Genomic DNA, 13836 nt, shown 5'->3' with positions numbered 1-13836 from the left:
TGCAGCATGCAAGTCAGGTATTGGTTGGTCGGGTTGGCGGTGGTCGCGCAGGCCGCGATGGCAGCCGAGGGGGAGGTCTATCACTACGGCGACACACTGGACGTGGCCCGGGTCATTTCCATCAGCACGCCCCACGGCTGCGCGGTCGGCGAAGCCCGCATGACCTACGAGGATTCCCACGGCCAGGTGCACACCCTGGTCTACCTGCAGTCGGGCGAAGACTGCCTGGACTGAGGCGGCAGGACCCGCCTCGCCAGGGGCTTGGGTCAGTCCAGCGACAGGTCGTCGCGCATCAGTACGTAGTGGCGACCGTTCTCGTCTTCGCTGTAGTCCTCGATGAAGAACATCACCACCTGGCCGTGTTCCGGGGTGCTGGCCACCAGGTCGCCGACGCCGGCGTTGAAGTAGCCGGCGGTGGCCGGTTTCGCTTCGCACTCGATGCGGGCGGTCACGAACAGGTCGGGGCGGTTGTCGCCATAGAACGCTTCGCGCTCCTCGGCATCCCACTCGGCAGGCGGCTCGAAGGTGCCGGTGAACAGCACCTTGGCATCGCCCAGGTCGGTTTCCTCGGCTTCCGGGTCACGCTGGTCCGGGCGGTAGATGGTGCAGGCCTGTGCATTGGGATCGGCGAGCAGGGCCTGGCGGAAGGCCAGGTGCTGTTGAGGATCATGGGGCATGGGCGGCTCCGCAGTGCGCTGGATTGAAAAGGAATGCGCAGTCTCGCCTGTGGGGCGCGGGAGCGCCAGAGGCAGACGACGGATACGTCGACGCGGCTTGCTCACGGCCGGTGAGCGGCGGACAATTGCGCCGCCCGCCGTTCGAGACGTGCTCCGGGGCCGGCGGTGCAAACGTGACAATACCCACGGAGTGCGCGTTGGGAGTGTGGTCAATGAACGAAGCAACCCGTCTGCTCGGCATCGAGTACCCGATCATCCAGGCACCGATGGCCGGCACGGCCACCCCGGCCATGGCCGCGGCCGTGAGCAATGCCGGTGGACTGGGCTCCATCTCGATCGCTGCGGTCAACGCCGCTGCCGGCCAGAAGATGATTGCCGAAACCCGCGCGGCGACCGACAAGCCCTTCAACATCAACGTGTTCTGCAACCAGCCCAGTACGCCGAATGCGGCGCAGGAACAGGCGTGGCTGGAGCACCTGCGGCCATTCTTCGCCGAATTCGGCGCCTCACCGCCAGGGCAGATCGCCGACATCTACACCAGCTTCTGCACCGACCAGGCCCAGTTCGAGATGCTGCTGGCCGAGCGCCCGCCGGTGGTGAGCTTTCACCTCGGCCTGCCGCCCCAGGACCGTATCGACGCGCTGAAAGCCGCAGGCATCCTGCTGCTGGCTTCCGCCACCACCCTGGATGAAGCCTTCGCCGTGCAGAATGCCGGCATCGACATGGTGGTGGCCCAAGGCATCGAGGCCGGCGGTCACCGCGGCATCTTCGATCCCGAGCTGGGCGACCAGGGTATCGGCACCACCGCGCTGGTTCGTCTGTTCGCCACTTACCTGAAGATTCCGGTGATCGCGGCGGGCGGCATCATGGACGGTGCCGGCATCGCCTCGGTCATGGCCCTGGGCGCCAGCGTCGCGCAACTGGGCACCGCCTTCGTGCTGTGCCCGGAGTCCGCCGCCAACCCGGCGTACCGGGCGATGCTTGGCAGCGAGCGGGCGCGGGTGACCCAGGTCACCACGGTGATTTCCGGTCGCCCGGCGCGGGGGATCGCCAACCGCTTCATGCGCGAGGTCGGCGGCGGCCAGCACCCGTCGGTGCCGGGCTTCGGCATCGCCTACAACGCCGGCAAGAAACTCATCGAAGCGGCCGCCGCAGCCGGTAATCCGGAGTTCGCCGCGCATTGGGCCGGGCAGGGCGCTGCCCTGGCGCGCAGCCTTCCGGCGGCCCAATTGCTACAGACCCTGTACGCGGAATACCAGGCCGCCCTGGCGAAGGGCTGACATGCAAAAAAGCCAGCCCCCCGGCATCGCCTGATGCCGGGGGGCTGGCTTTCGTGTGCGGCTGTCAGGAGGCGGAGTGCAGCTGCACCTCTTCCACCGCGTCGACCCGCTCCGGTTCCGGAGTGCCGGTCAGTTCGCTGATCAGTTTCCACTGCTGGTCCAGCTCTTTGCTCACCGCTTCCAGCCGGCTGATCATGCGGGTGCCCGCGGCGCGTACGCTCGGGTCACTGCTGCGCAGCAGGTCGAAGGACAGCGCGGTCACGGCCGCCGTCATGTGGGTGATGCTGCGTGAGGTCAGGGTCAGCAGCTCGGTGAGTTGTCGCTCTTTCTGGGTCATAGCGGCCTTCCTTGCCGGGCATGATCAGTAGGGTGTAGGCGCAGCGAACCAAGTCGCTGTGTAAAGCAACACAAGAACACATGACGCGAGCAGAACGAGTTTGCGGAGCATGCACGAAATCCATTCGTAAGCGGGGTCGATCCTTCGAGGGTCAAAATGATATCACCGGGGCCATGGTGTGACGCAAGTCGCAGTGAAGGGCTATCCGTAGGCGTCACTGCCAAATTGAATGCAGGCATCGGACGGTACTCGGTATGGCGTGGCAGCCTGTCGGTGGCAGGTACTTGTGCCGCGCGGTCATGCAATCAAGCGTAGCTGCTGCCGGCCAATCTGCTGTGCTGCCCGTCGGCTGGTACGCCCGTGCTCTGACTCAGGGCGTGCACGCCGTTTCGCCGCTGCGACCGAAGCGCTGCAGTTGCATTTCCTGCAGGCGGCTGCGAGTGCGCTGGAAGGCGAACGACAGGTAGCCTTCGGTGTACAGCGCGTCCAGCGGCACCTCGGCTTCCAGGTAGACCGGAATCTGTCGGTCGTAGCACTCATCCACCAGGGCGATGAAACGCCGCACGCTGTCGTCGTGCCGCGACAGGGCCGGCAACTGGCGGTCGCCGGCCACCACCCGCTGCGCGCCGTCTTCGGTGCCGCGGGCGATCTTTGCCGCACGCTGTGCGCTGCTCAGTGCCGGCACCTCGCTGATCAGCACCGCCGGGAAACGGTCGCACAGGGCGATGAAATCCAGGGCAGCCAGGGGCTGCACGCACAGGTCGGCGAAGCGGCACCACACGGCGGCCGCGCTGTGACGCAGGGTGTCGATCTGCCGATGGCCCAGGCACAGCGCACCGGCGCCTGCCGGCTGGCCGTCGCTCAGTTGCGCGAAGACCGCTTCCAGGGCGCTGGGTTGGCCGGGGCGGGTCAGCCAGTAGCGTTGCAACTGACGGCCCGGGTGCAGGCGGTGATCCTGTCCGCCGTCCACGCTGACCACCTGCATGTGCACGCCAATGGCCTCGATCGCCGGCAGGAAGCGCTCGCGGTTGAAACCGTCGTCATACAGCCGTTCGGGCGGCTGGTTGGAGGTGGCGACCAGCACCACGCCCTGCTCGAACAGCACCTGGAACAGACGGCCAAGGATGATCGCGTCGCCGATGTCGTTGACGAACAGCTCGTCGAAGCACAGCACCCGCACCTCCTGGCTCAGCTCTTCGGCCAGGGCGTGCAACGGGTCGGCGGTGCCGGTGAGCTGGAACAGGCGGCGGTGCACCCACTGCATGAAGTGGTGGAAGTGCTGGCGGCGGGAGGGGACGCGCAGGCTCTGGTGAAAGCGGTCCATCAGCCAGGTCTTGCCGCGCCCGACCGGGCCCCACAGGTAGACCCCACGGACCGCCGCGTGCGGCCCGGCATCCTGGTGCAGGGCGCGGTGGCAGGCTTCCAGGCAGTCGGCGGCCTGCCACTGGGCCGGGTCGACCACGAAACTGCCCTGGGCGACAGCCTGGTGATACGCCTCGAGCGGAGTGGGAGCAGCGGTCATGGTGAAGGCCTGGTCAGCGGAACGGCGCTTTATAGCGCGCCGCAGGCCGGGCTGTCATGCACGGGATCGCGGGAACGGTTATTGCTTGGTTTGTTAGCAAAGTGATTATTTATAGCTAGCAAAAAAGGAACCGACACCATGATGGCTGAATCCCGCCGCGGCGTGATCTGCACCCCGCACCCTGACGCCACGGCTGCCGGCATGCGCATTCTCGACGCCGGCGGCACCGCCATCGACGCCATGCTCGCGGCCAGCGCCATGCTTGCCGCGGTCTACCCGCACATGACCGGCCTGGGCGGCGATGCCCTGTGGATGCTCCATGATCGCCAGGTGCGCACCATCGTGGGGATCGGCCAGGCCGGCCAGCGCCTGCCCGAGGGCGGGGCGATCACCCTGCGCGGGCCGGGCGCCGTGGCGACCACCGCCGGCGCCCTGGCCAGCTGGGAGACGGCCCGCACCATCAGCACCCAGGCGTGGGGCTCGCACCTGACCTGGGGCGATCTGCTGAACGAGGCCGCCGAGGTGGCCCATGCCGGCGTCGAGGTGTCGGCGTCGCAGCTGTTCTGGCAGGGCCAGCGCCAGGCGCTGATCGAGACCCTGCCGGACCTGCACGCACTGTGCAAGACCGACGGGCGCTGGCTGCAGGCCGGCGACACCCTGCGCCAGCCACAGCTTGCAGACACGCTGCGGCAACTGGCCCGGCACGGCATGGTGGACTTCTACCAGGGCGAGCTGGCCCACGCCTTCGCCGAGTCGTTCGAGCGGCTGGGCTGTGGCCTGACCCTGGCCGACCTGGCGGCCACCCGGGCGCCGGAAACGCCGCCGCTGTCGATCCGCTACCGCCAGGGGCGGCTGTTCAACGTCGCGCCACCGTGTCAGGGGCTCTATACCCTGCAGGCCATGGGCGCCCTGGCGCACACATCCGTCGCAGCGTGTGGCAACGGCAGCGCCGCCTATTACCACCACCTGGTCGAGGCGATCAAACAGGGCCTGTTGCGGCGCAACGCCGAGTTGCATGACCCCCGGACCAGTACCTGGGACTACGCCGCCAGCCTGCTGGAGACGAGTACCGCCGACTACGCCGCGCGGATCGACCCTGAACGTGCCGCGCCCTGGGCCGAGCCGGGGCGGCCCGCCGACACCATCTGGATGGCTGCCACCGACGCCGAAGGGCGCACCGCCTGCCTGATCCAGAGTCTGTTCCATGATTTCGGTTCCGGCTGCATCCTCGGTGACACCGGCGTGCTGTGGCAGAACCGCGCCGCCGGTTTCAATGCCGATGCCAATCACCCCAACGCCTGGGCGCCGGGCAAGCGGCCGGCGCACACCCTCAATCCGTCCTGCTACCTGGCCGACGACGGCCGACGCCTGTTCTTCGGCACCCAGGGCGGCGACGGCCAGCCGCAGACGCAGATGGTCCTGGCCACGCAACTGATCGATTTCGCCGAGCCCCTCGACCGGGCGCTGCGCATGCCGCGCTTCCTGCTCGGCCGGAGTTTTTTCGACAGCACCGACAACCTCAAGCTGGAAGCGGATGTCGACGGCGCGGTGATCGAGCGCCTGGCCGCCATGGGCCACGAGGTGGAGATAATCCCGCGCCTGAGTCCCTTCACCGGGCAGGCCGGGGCGATCGCCATCGAGGCCGATGGCCGGCGTTTCGCGCAGCACGATCCCCGTGGCCAGGGCACCAGTCTGGGGCAGCGCGACTGAGCGCCGGCAGCGTGTTTACCCGGCCCGTGGCGCTGGCGGATAATGCGCCGGCTGCGCACGCCGGTGCGCCAGCCAATGGATGAACGCCGTGGTGGAGCAGAGGACAAGATGGTCAAGACCGTCACCAGCAAGCAGGTCGAAGTGCAGCGCATCGTCGATGTGCTGTTCAAGGCGATTGCCCAGCACCGTCTGCCACCCGGCACCCGCCTGATCGAGGCGCAGATCGTCGAGACCCTGCAGGCCAACCGCAACCATGTACAGGTCGCCCTGCAGCGCCTGGCCCTGCAGCGGGTGGTCACCATCGAGCCGAACCGCGGCGCCATGGTGGCCCAGCCCAGCGCCAAGGAGGCCCGGGAAATCTTCGCCGCGCGCCGGGCCATCGAGCGGGCCATCGTCGAGGGCATCACCCCGGCGATCATGCGCAAGCAGCGCCAGCGGGTCAGCACCCACATGAGCAACGAGCGCAAGGCCACCAGCGCCACCGACCGCCGGGCGATCGTGCGCGAACTGAGCGATTTTCACCTGATGTTGGGGGAGATCAGCGGCAATTCGGTGCTCAGCGAAATCCTCGCCAACCTGATGGTCCGCAGTTCGCTGATCGTCGCCCTGTACCAGCGCAATGACGTGCCGTCCTGCGCCTCGGACGAGCACCAGGAGATCATCACCGCGCTGGAAAACGGCGACGGGGAACGGGCCGTGGCGGTGATGATCGAGCACCTGGACGAGCTGGAAGCGCAGCTCGATCTGGAGGACCAGGCCGAGCCCGAGGTCAACCTGCGCCAGGCGCTGGCCGACCTCTGAGGTCAGGGTCAGGCAGCAGTGCCGAACACCGCGGCCAGGTGCTGCTCATAGCGCTGCACGTCGGCGTCGACATTCGGGCGCTTCATCACATCCACGCTGAGGAAGGTCGGCAGGCCGGTCATGCCGAGGAACTGGTTGGCCTTGTGGAAGGGGAAGTACACGGCGTCCACGCCCTTGCCTTCGAAAAAGTCGATGGGGTCGTCGAAGGCCTGCTGGGGCGCGTTCCAGGTGGCCGAAATCATGTACTGCTTGCCCTGCAGCAAACCGCCGCTGCCGTACTTCTGCGAGGCGTCGGAACGGGTGCGGCCGTCGTTGGCGTAGAGGCTGCCGTGGCCTTCGGTGAACACTTCGTCGATGTACTTCTTGACGGTCCACGGGGCGCCCATCCACCAGCCCGGCATCTGGTAAATGATCACGTCGGCCCAGAGAAACTTGGCCACTTCTTCGGCGATGTCATAGCCGCCGTCGATAAAGGTCTGCTTGACGTCGAAGCCGGCGCGGTCGAGGTAGGCGATGGCGGCATCATGCAGGGTGGCGTTGTAACGGCCGTCGGAATGGGCGAACTGCTTGCCGCCGTTGAGCAGGAGGATCTTCTTCATGGGTTGGGTCATGGCGTGGGTCTCTCGAAAAGGGGGTGAGGTAACTGGATGGGAAGCAGACTAACGATTCATCCCGCGCGGAAAAACCGCCTTTCAGGCAAATGATATGTGCTGAAAAGTCATGAATCCGGGCGTTCAGGCTGCGGTAACGTTTCGAGTCTCTTGACTGACTTCCCGAGTACTTCCCATGAGCGAGCCCTACGGTTTCATCCTCCACGCCCACACCAAGCCGGAGAAATCCGACGCCTTCGCCGCGCTGTTCCAGGCCTATGTCGAACCGAGCCGCGCCGAGGCCGGTTGCATCGAGTACCACATGCTGCGTGATCGCGAAGACCCGACGCTGTTCATCTTCTTCGAGGTGTGGCGCAGCCGGGCGGACTTCGACTTGCACGTCGCGTTGCCGCACATGCGCCAGTTCCACGAGCAGCGCATGGATTACCTGGCGCGGGACTTCGAGGTGCGGCTGATCGACAAACTCAGCCCCTCCCTCAAGGCTTGAGCAGGCGCGTCTGGGGTCGTTCGAAGGTCTTGCGGCCGGCCTTGAAGCCCATCAGCGGCAGGGCGATTTCCGCCACCACCGCCGCCGGCGACGGTGCATCGAAGACGATGAAGTCGGCGCGGCAACCGGGCGTCAGGCCGTAGTCGGGCAGGCGCAGCAGGCGTGCCGATTCGCTCGACACCCAACCCAGGCAACGTAGCAGTTCGGCCTCGGTGGCCAGCTGGCTGACGTTGGCGAACAGGTTGGCCTGACGCACCAGGGAGGCGTCGCCGTAAGGGGTGAAGGGGTTGCCGAGGTTGTTGGTCGACAACGAGCAGGTCACTCCGCAGGCATGCAGGTGCTGCAGCGGTGCCAGGCCCCTGGGTTTGTTGTGGAAGTGCTCGCGGCCGGTGAGGAACAGGTCGGTGCTGGGCAGGCAGGTGACCTGCACGCCGGCCTCGGCCAACGACTCGGCCACCGCCAGCAGGGTGTCCCGGGGCAGGGCGGACAGCTTGGTCACGTGACCGATGGCGACCCGGCCGCCCCATTTGTGCTGGTGGGTGCAGCGGATCACTTCGCCAACCGTCATGCCCTCGGGGTTGAGGTCGAAATCCAGGTGAAAATCCAGATCCCGGTCGAACGCCACCGCCAGCTCGAACAGGCGGCGAATCTGCGCGCCGGGGTCGGCATCGGTGTAGGGGCAACCGCCCAGCACCTCGGCCCCCAACGCCAGGGCCTCGCACAGCAAGGCCTCGGTGCCGGGGTTGTTGAGCAGGCCCTCCTGGGGAAACACACAGATTTCCAGGCTGATGGCCCAGGCGTAGTCCGCCTGCAGGCGGCGCACGGCGTGGAAGCCGGTGAGGCCGATCTGCGGGTCGATTTCCACATGGGTGCGCATGTGCGTGGTGCCCTGGGCGATGGCCTTTTCCAGCACCTGGGCGCCGCGTGCGTAGACGTCCGCCTCGGTGAATTCGGCTTTGGCGGCGCGGGTCTGGGCGATGGCCTCGGCCAGGGTGCCTTCCTCCAGCTGGCAGCGCTGCATGATGCAGGCCTTGTCCAGGTGAATGTGGGTTTCCACCAGGCCCGGCAGCAGCAGCTTGCCGCCGAGGTCGAGGGTTTCGCTGCCGGCGACGGGCACGCTGACGAAGCGGCCATTGTCGACGTAGAGGGTCTGCAGCGGCTGGCGGCCGTCGCCCAGGCGGGCATTGATGATCGTCAGGGCGTTCATGCGGCGGCTCCTTCGCCCAGGTAGGCGGCTTCCAGTTCCGGGTCGCCGCGCAGGTCTTCGGCGCTACCGGATTTGACGATGCGTCCGGTCTCCAGCACGTAGGCGCGATCGGCCACCTGCAGCGCGAGGTTGGCCATCTGGTCGACCAGCAGCAGGGTCACGCCTTCGTCGCGCAGGGCGGCGAGTGCGTCGTACAGCTCGCCGATCATCGCCGGCGACAGGCCCAGGGACGGTTCATCGAGCAAGAGGATCTTCGGTTTGGCCATCAGCCCGCGACCCACCGCCACCATCTGCTGTTCGCCGCCTGAGAGCAGGCCGGCGGGGCTGTCGATGCGGTCGCGCAGGCGTGGGAAGCGGCGCAGGATGGCCTCGATTTCCGCGTCGGCATCGAAGGCCTCCTTGCGCGAGTAGCCACCGAGCAGCAGGTTGTCGCGCACGCTGAGCTGGCCGAACACCTGCCGGCCTTCCGGCACCAGGGCCAGGCCGCGGGCGGCGATGGTGCTGGCGTCGGCGTGCTCGATGTTCTCGTTGTCCAGCACGATGCTGCCGCCACTGGCCGGGTGCAGGCCGGCCAGGCATTGCAGGATGCTCGACTTGCCCGCGCCGTTGGCGCCGAGGATGGCGATCAGCTCGCCCGGGTTGACCACCAAGTTGACCTTGTCCACCACCGGCGCGGCGCCGTAGTCGATCACCAGGTCTTTGATGTACAGGCGTGCGTCGCGCGAGCCGTCCCAGGCTTGGGCCCGGGGCGTGGCCTGGTAGCTGGTGCCGCCGAGGTAGGCGGCGATCACCCGCTCGTCGTTGCGCACCGCGTCCGGCACGCCCCAGGCGATGGGTTTGCCGGCATCGAGCACCAGCAGGCGTTCGGATACCGCCATCACCAGGCCCATGTCGTGCTCCACCAGGATCACCGCGATGCCGAAACCGGCCAGGGTCTTGAACAGGCTGGCCAGACGGTCGGTGTCGCTGCGGCTGAGGCCGGCGGCGGGTTCGTCGAGCAGCAGCACGCTGGGGCGGGTGGCCAGGGCCCGGGCGATTTCCACCAGGCGTCGGTCCACGTGGGCCAGGTCATCGGCCGGGGTGTTGACCGAGCCCTGGTAGCCGACCAGGGTCAGCAGCTGCAGCGCCAGGTCGCGCTGGGTGCTGCTGGCGCGGGTGAACGGCTGGCCGAGACGGCCCTGTTGCATGGCCACCAGCAGGTTCTCCAGCACCGACAGTTCGCCGAACAGCTGGGTGGTCTGGTAGGTACGGGCAATGCCGGCGCGGGCAATCTTCCAGGCCGGCAGGCCGGCCAGGGGACGGCCCAGTTCGATGCTGCCGCTGTCGGGCGCATAGAAGCCGCTGATCATGTTCAGCACCGTGGTCTTGCCGGCACCGTTGGGGCCGATGATGCTGGTGATGCTGCCGGGCGGTGCCTGCAGGCTGACGTTCTGCGCTGCCTGCACGCCGCCGAAGCGGATGCCGATGCCGGTCACCACCAGGCCTGCGGGTGCCACGTCCTGCTTGAAAAAGGCATTCAGGCGGGCCGGGTCGAACGATGGCGGCGCTGCCTGATGTACAGGGCGCAGCCAGAGGCTGGCCAGGGTGCCGAGCAGGCCACGTGGCGCGGCCCAGAGCACGGTGAGCAGCAGCACCGAGAAGATCAGCAGACGGTACTCGGCGAAGTCCGAGAGCATTTCCGGCAGCAGCACGATCAGCAGGGCGCCGAGTAGCGGGCCGAACAGGGTGCCGCTGCCGCCGACGATCACCGCCAGCACGAACAGGATCGACTGCGAGAACGGGAACGAGGCCGGGTTGATGAACATCATCAGCGGCGCCACCAGCGAGCCGGCCAGGCCGGTGAGCAGGGCGGACAGGGCGAAGGCCAGGGTCTTGGTCTGCACCGGGTTGAAACCCAGGGAGCGGGCAGCGATTTCCGCCGATTTCACCGCGCGCATGGCCATGCCCCAGCCGCTGTGGCGCAGGCGCTGGAACAGGGCCAGGGCGCCGACCATCAGGGCTGTGGCGATCAGCGCCATGCTCACGCTGGGGTCGAGGCTGCCGATTTCCGGCATGGGGATGCCCATCAGGCCGTTGGCGCCGCCCGTCAGCGAGCGCCATTCGATCAGGCCGTGGTGCACCACCAGGGCGAAGGCGATGGTGATCATTGCCAGGTACGGGCCGCTGACCCGCAGCGCAGGAATCGCCAGCAGCGCGCCGATGGCACCGCAGGCCAGGCCGGCGGCGAGCATCGCCAGGCCCAGGGGCAGGCCGGCCATGGTCAGCAACGCCGAGACATAGGCGCCGATGGCGTAAAAGGCGATGTGGCCGAAGGATATCTGCCCGCTCAGGCCGATCAGGATATTCAGGCCCACGCCCACCACCACGGCCAGCGCGCAGAAGGTGAAGACCAGCAGCGAGTAACTGTCGAGCAGCAATGACAGGGCGACGCCGAGCAGGCTCAGCAGGCCGAGGGAAACCGGGACGAACAGGGTGTTTTTCAGGGTCATACTTTCACCAGTGTCTGGCTGCCGAACAGGCCGTTGGGACGCAGCGCCAGGGCCAGGATGACCAGGGCGAAGGTGAACAGTTGGGTGAAGGCCGAGCCGAAGTAGATGGTCACCAGGGCTTCCACCAGGCCGAACAGCAGGCCGGCGGCGAACACTCCGCTGGCACTGGCGATGCCGCCGAGAATCGCCACGGCGAAGGCCTTGAGGCCGAACAGCATGCCCATCTCGGCATTCACGCTGAACAACGGTGCGATCAGCAGCCCGGCGATGGCCGCGAACACCGTCGACACGGCGAAGGCCACGGCCACCACCCGGTTGACCCGAATGCCCATCAGCATGGCCGCCTTGGGGTTCTGCACGCAGGCTTCCAGCACCTTGCCCAGGCGGGTGTAACGGCGCACCAGGAACAGTGCCAGGGCGATGGCGCCGCCCATCAGCGGGATTAGCAACTGCAGCACGCTGACGTTGTTGCCCAGCAGTTCCAGGTGCTGGTTGGCCAGCGTCGAGGTGAATTGCCGGGGCTCCTTGCCGAAGGTGAACAGCGCCAGGTTGTCCACCAGGATGCCCGCCGCCACCGTCGCCATCAGCCACGCTTCGGAGCCGCGCGAATGGAACGGCCGCACCAGAAACCGCTCGATGGCCAGGCCGTAGATCGCGCACAGCGTCAGGGTCGCCGGGATCGCCAGCCACAGCGGCCAGCCCCAGGTGACGTAGAAGCTGTAGCCGAGCACGGCGCCGACCATCATGGCGCTGCCCTGGGCGAAGTTGACCGTACGCGAGACCACGTAGGTGATGTGGAAACCCAGGGCCAGCAGGGCATACATGCTGCCCAGCCCGAGCCCGGTGATGATGGCGGCGGTGATCATGACGCGACTCCTCGAGGCGGGCCGCCAGGGCCCGCCGGTTCACGGCTTCAGGGGGCGAGCGGGACGATGCGACCGTCGACGAACTGGGTGAAGACATAGTCGTCCGGGCCCAGGGCGTCGTGCCTGGCCGGGGTGAAGGGCTGCTGGTAGTCCTTGATCAGGCCCTGGTAGCTGTCGATGGCGTAGAAGCCGTCGCGCACCGCAGTACCCTGGGTGTCGCCGGCCTTCTCGATGGCGGCGGCAGCCAGGTGCATGGCGTCATAGGCGTTGGCGATGCCCACCGCCGGGGTCACGTCGGCCAGGCTCTTGATCTCCGGGAAGCGTTGTTTCAGCGCGGCCAGCACGTTGTCGCCCTTGGCGCTGTTGTTCTCGGTGAACACATAGGTCTGGATGAAGTGCACGCGGCTGGCGTTGGGGCCGGCCAGCTCACTGAAACGCCCACCCGCCGGGCCCCAGTGCGACACCACCGGCACGTCCCAGCCCATGCGGTCGAGGGACTTGACCACCTGCGCCGACGGGCCGACGTTGCCGACCATCAGCAGGGTGTCGGCGCCGGCGTTCTTCAGGCGGGTGAGTTGCGGCACCACGTCGAGGTCGCTGTCTTCGATACGTTCGATCCCGGCGTAGGCCATGCCGCGCTTGCTCAGCGCGTCCTTGAAGCCAATCTCGTTGGATTCGCCCCAGGGGTTGTTGATCAGGATCATCCCCGGCTTCTGCATGCCCTGCTTGCTGATGCCGTACTCCACCAGGGCTTCGTCGACCAGCTCGTCGACCGCCGAGACGCGGAACACGTAGTTGTCCTTGGCGCCGTTGACGGTGATCTTGGTGCCGGCGGCCCAGATGCCCATGAACGGTACTTTCAACTGGTTGGCCAGCGGCACGATGGCCAGGGACACCGGCGTGTCGAGGCCGCCGAACAGCACGGTGACCTTCTCGCGCTGCACCAGCTCGCGGGCGGCCAGCATGCCCTTGGCCGGGTTGCTTTCATCGTCGCGGCTAATCAGTTCTACCGGGCGACCGAGCACGCCACCGTTGGCGTTGATTTCTTCGATGGCCACGGTGAGACCGCGGGTGAGGGCTTCGCCGGACTTGGCCGACTGCCCGGACAGGGCCGCAACCAGGCCGACCTTGATCGGCTCTTCAGCCTGCGCCGGAGCGCTCAGGGCCAGACCGAACGAGGCAGCGACCGCCAGGCGGCGTAACGGGAATAGCAGTTTGCGCATGACCTATCTCCTGATTGCTAGCATTTGCATATAATTTGCTAGCAAACGTGGTGCCATAACGCGCAAGCCGTCTAATCCGCGCTTTTACCGGATTATCTGCGCGAATCGTGCACGGATAGCGTGCAGGCTGCACCAGATGCAGGCACCGGCATATCAATGAAATCGGAGTACAGGTAATGAGTGAGATGAACGATGCGGTACAGATTGTTAGCGATTTCCTGGCCGCCTCCATGGCCCCGGACCCGGTCAAGGCCGCCACCTACATGAGCGACGACGTGCGCATCACCTTCACCGGCGGCCGGCACATGCCCACGCCGCAGGACATCACCGCGTTCAACGGCGCGCGCTACGCCTGGGTGAAAAAGGCCCTCGGCCAGTTCGACTGGACCGAGCGCGACGACCACATCGTCGTCTACTCCAACGGCACCCTCTACGGCGAATGGCCGGACGGCCGCAGCTTCTCCGGCAACCGCTACCTGGACCGCTTCGAAGTGCGCAACGGCAAGATCACCCGCATGGACGTGTGGAACGACAGCGCCGAATGGCTCCTGACCCCCGACATCGCCAAGGCCTGAGACCGCGGGTGACGCAGAGCGTCACGGGATGCGTACCCACGCGGAGCGTGG

At 67.0% G+C, this 13836-nt stretch carries 14 protein-coding genes; 6 read left to right on the top strand and 8 right to left on the bottom strand.

The features are described from left to right. Nucleotides 1–6 precede the first annotated feature (6 nt). Nucleotides 7–234: a DUF2790 domain-containing protein gene (locus N5C28_RS10690; protein WP_279822143.1), complete on the top strand. Its 228-nt coding sequence runs from the start codon at nt 7–9 to the stop codon at nt 232–234. Between the two features lie 32 nt (nt 235–266). On the opposite strand, the gene N5C28_RS10685 is transcribed toward N5C28_RS10690, so the two are convergent. Beyond that, nucleotides 267–677 (bottom strand): hypothetical protein, encoded by a 411-nt coding sequence (locus tag N5C28_RS10685; protein ID WP_279822142.1) that lies wholly within the window; start codon nt 675–677, stop codon nt 267–269. Between the two features lie 212 nt (nt 678–889). Here N5C28_RS10685 and N5C28_RS10680 point away from each other — a divergent pair, with 212 nt between their 5' ends. Next, nucleotides 890–1957, top strand: coding sequence for a nitronate monooxygenase (locus N5C28_RS10680; RefSeq protein ID WP_279822141.1), 1068 nt, complete (start codon nt 890–892; stop codon nt 1955–1957). A 64-nt stretch (nt 1958–2021) separates the two neighbouring features. Here the strand turns inward: N5C28_RS10680 and N5C28_RS10675 are convergent, their stop codons facing one another. Continuing rightward, nucleotides 2022–2294 (bottom strand): hypothetical protein, encoded by a 273-nt coding sequence (locus N5C28_RS10675; RefSeq protein ID WP_279822139.1) that lies wholly within the window; start codon nt 2292–2294, stop codon nt 2022–2024. 370 nt (nt 2295–2664) lie between these two features. Then, a complete protein-coding gene (zapE, locus tag N5C28_RS10670; protein ID WP_279822136.1) occupies nt 2665–3816 on the bottom strand; it encodes a cell division protein ZapE in 1152 nt (383 codons plus the stop codon). Nucleotides 3817–3954: 138 nt separating this feature from the next. On the opposite strand from zapE, the gene N5C28_RS10665 reads away from it, so the two are divergent. Then, a complete protein-coding gene (locus N5C28_RS10665) occupies nt 3955–5526 on the top strand; it encodes a gamma-glutamyltransferase (RefSeq protein WP_279822135.1) in 1572 nt (523 codons plus the stop codon). Between the two features lie 75 nt (nt 5527–5601). Beyond that, a complete protein-coding gene (locus N5C28_RS10660) occupies nt 5602–6327 on the top strand; it encodes a GntR family transcriptional regulator (protein ID WP_279822133.1) in 726 nt (241 codons plus the stop codon). An 8-nt stretch (nt 6328–6335) separates the two neighbouring features. On the opposite strand, the gene N5C28_RS10655 is transcribed toward N5C28_RS10660, so the two are convergent. Next, nucleotides 6336–6926: an NAD(P)H-dependent oxidoreductase gene (locus N5C28_RS10655; protein WP_279822132.1), complete on the bottom strand. Its 591-nt coding sequence runs from the start codon at nt 6924–6926 to the stop codon at nt 6336–6338. A gap of 187 nt (nt 6927–7113) precedes the next feature. Here N5C28_RS10655 and N5C28_RS10650 point away from each other — a divergent pair, with 187 nt between their 5' ends. Continuing rightward, nucleotides 7114–7425 carry a putative quinol monooxygenase gene (locus N5C28_RS10650; protein ID WP_279822131.1) on the top strand — a complete coding sequence of 104 codons (312 nt, stop codon included), beginning with the start codon at nt 7114–7116 and terminating at the stop codon, nt 7423–7425. On the opposite strand, the gene N5C28_RS10645 is transcribed toward N5C28_RS10650, so the two are convergent. From N5C28_RS10645 to N5C28_RS10630, 4 genes are read right to left on the bottom strand one after another with little or no spacing between them, the layout of a single operon-like run. Continuing rightward, nucleotides 7415–8632, bottom strand: coding sequence for an amidohydrolase family protein (locus N5C28_RS10645; protein WP_279822130.1), 1218 nt, complete (start codon nt 8630–8632; stop codon nt 7415–7417). The two genes, N5C28_RS10650 and N5C28_RS10645, sit on opposite strands and share 11 nt — an antisense overlap. After that, nucleotides 8629–11121 (bottom strand): ATP-binding cassette domain-containing protein, encoded by a 2493-nt coding sequence (locus tag N5C28_RS10640; protein WP_279822129.1) that lies wholly within the window; start codon nt 11119–11121, stop codon nt 8629–8631. The genes N5C28_RS10645 and N5C28_RS10640 overlap by 4 nt, the downstream gene beginning before the upstream one ends. Continuing rightward, entirely contained in the window at nt 11118–11987 is an 870-nt protein-coding gene (locus N5C28_RS10635) for a branched-chain amino acid ABC transporter permease (RefSeq protein WP_279822128.1), read from the bottom strand. The genes N5C28_RS10640 and N5C28_RS10635 overlap by 4 nt, the downstream gene beginning before the upstream one ends. 47 nt (nt 11988–12034) lie before the next feature. Next, entirely contained in the window at nt 12035–13210 is a 1176-nt protein-coding gene (locus N5C28_RS10630; RefSeq protein ID WP_279822126.1) for an ABC transporter substrate-binding protein, read from the bottom strand. A gap of 176 nt (nt 13211–13386) precedes the next feature. Between N5C28_RS10630 and N5C28_RS10625 the strand changes: the two genes are divergently transcribed. Further along, a complete protein-coding gene (locus N5C28_RS10625; protein WP_279822125.1) occupies nt 13387–13785 on the top strand; it encodes a nuclear transport factor 2 family protein in 399 nt (132 codons plus the stop codon). Nucleotides 13786–13836: the final 51 nt, after the last annotated feature.

Source organism: Pseudomonas sp. GD03944, assembly GCF_029839275.1.
Classification (GTDB): Bacteria; Pseudomonadota; Gammaproteobacteria; order Pseudomonadales; family Pseudomonadaceae; genus Aquipseudomonas.
Note: the sequence above shows the minus strand (reverse complement) of the source record. Positions and strands in the feature narration are given on the sequence as shown.

Bases quoted from the DNA above. Each gene is read 5' to 3' on its own strand.
- N5C28_RS10625 (WP_279822125.1), top strand. From the start codon at position 13,387: ATGAGTGAGATGAACGATGCGGTACAGATTGTTAGCGATTTCCTGGCC.
- zapE (WP_279822136.1), bottom strand. From the start codon at position 3,816: ATGACCGCTGCTCCCACTCCGCTCGAGGCGTATCACCAGGCTGTCGCC.
- N5C28_RS10675 (WP_279822139.1), bottom strand. From the start codon at position 2,294: ATGACCCAGAAAGAGCGACAACTCACCGAGCTGCTGACCCTGACCTCA.
- N5C28_RS10685 (WP_279822142.1), bottom strand. From the start codon at position 677: ATGCCCCATGATCCTCAACAGCACCTGGCCTTCCGCCAGGCCCTGCTC.
- N5C28_RS10660 (WP_279822133.1), top strand. From the start codon at position 5,602: ATGGATGAACGCCGTGGTGGAGCAGAGGACAAGATGGTCAAGACCGTC.
- N5C28_RS10640 (WP_279822129.1), bottom strand. From the start codon at position 11,121: ATGACCCTGAAAAACACCCTGTTCGTCCCGGTTTCCCTCGGCCTGCTG.
- N5C28_RS10650 (WP_279822131.1), top strand. From the start codon at position 7,114: ATGAGCGAGCCCTACGGTTTCATCCTCCACGCCCACACCAAGCCGGAG.
- N5C28_RS10645 (WP_279822130.1), bottom strand. From the start codon at position 8,632: ATGAACGCCCTGACGATCATCAATGCCCGCCTGGGCGACGGCCGCCAG.
- N5C28_RS10635 (WP_279822128.1), bottom strand. From the start codon at position 11,987: ATGATCACCGCCGCCATCATCACCGGGCTCGGGCTGGGCAGCATGTAT.
- N5C28_RS10690 (WP_279822143.1), top strand. From the start codon at position 7: ATGCAAGTCAGGTATTGGTTGGTCGGGTTGGCGGTGGTCGCGCAGGCC.
- N5C28_RS10665 (WP_279822135.1), top strand. From the start codon at position 3,955: ATGATGGCTGAATCCCGCCGCGGCGTGATCTGCACCCCGCACCCTGAC.
- N5C28_RS10680 (WP_279822141.1), top strand. From the start codon at position 890: ATGAACGAAGCAACCCGTCTGCTCGGCATCGAGTACCCGATCATCCAG.
- N5C28_RS10655 (WP_279822132.1), bottom strand. From the start codon at position 6,926: ATGAAGAAGATCCTCCTGCTCAACGGCGGCAAGCAGTTCGCCCATTCC.
- N5C28_RS10630 (WP_279822126.1), bottom strand. From the start codon at position 13,210: ATGCGCAAACTGCTATTCCCGTTACGCCGCCTGGCGGTCGCTGCCTCG.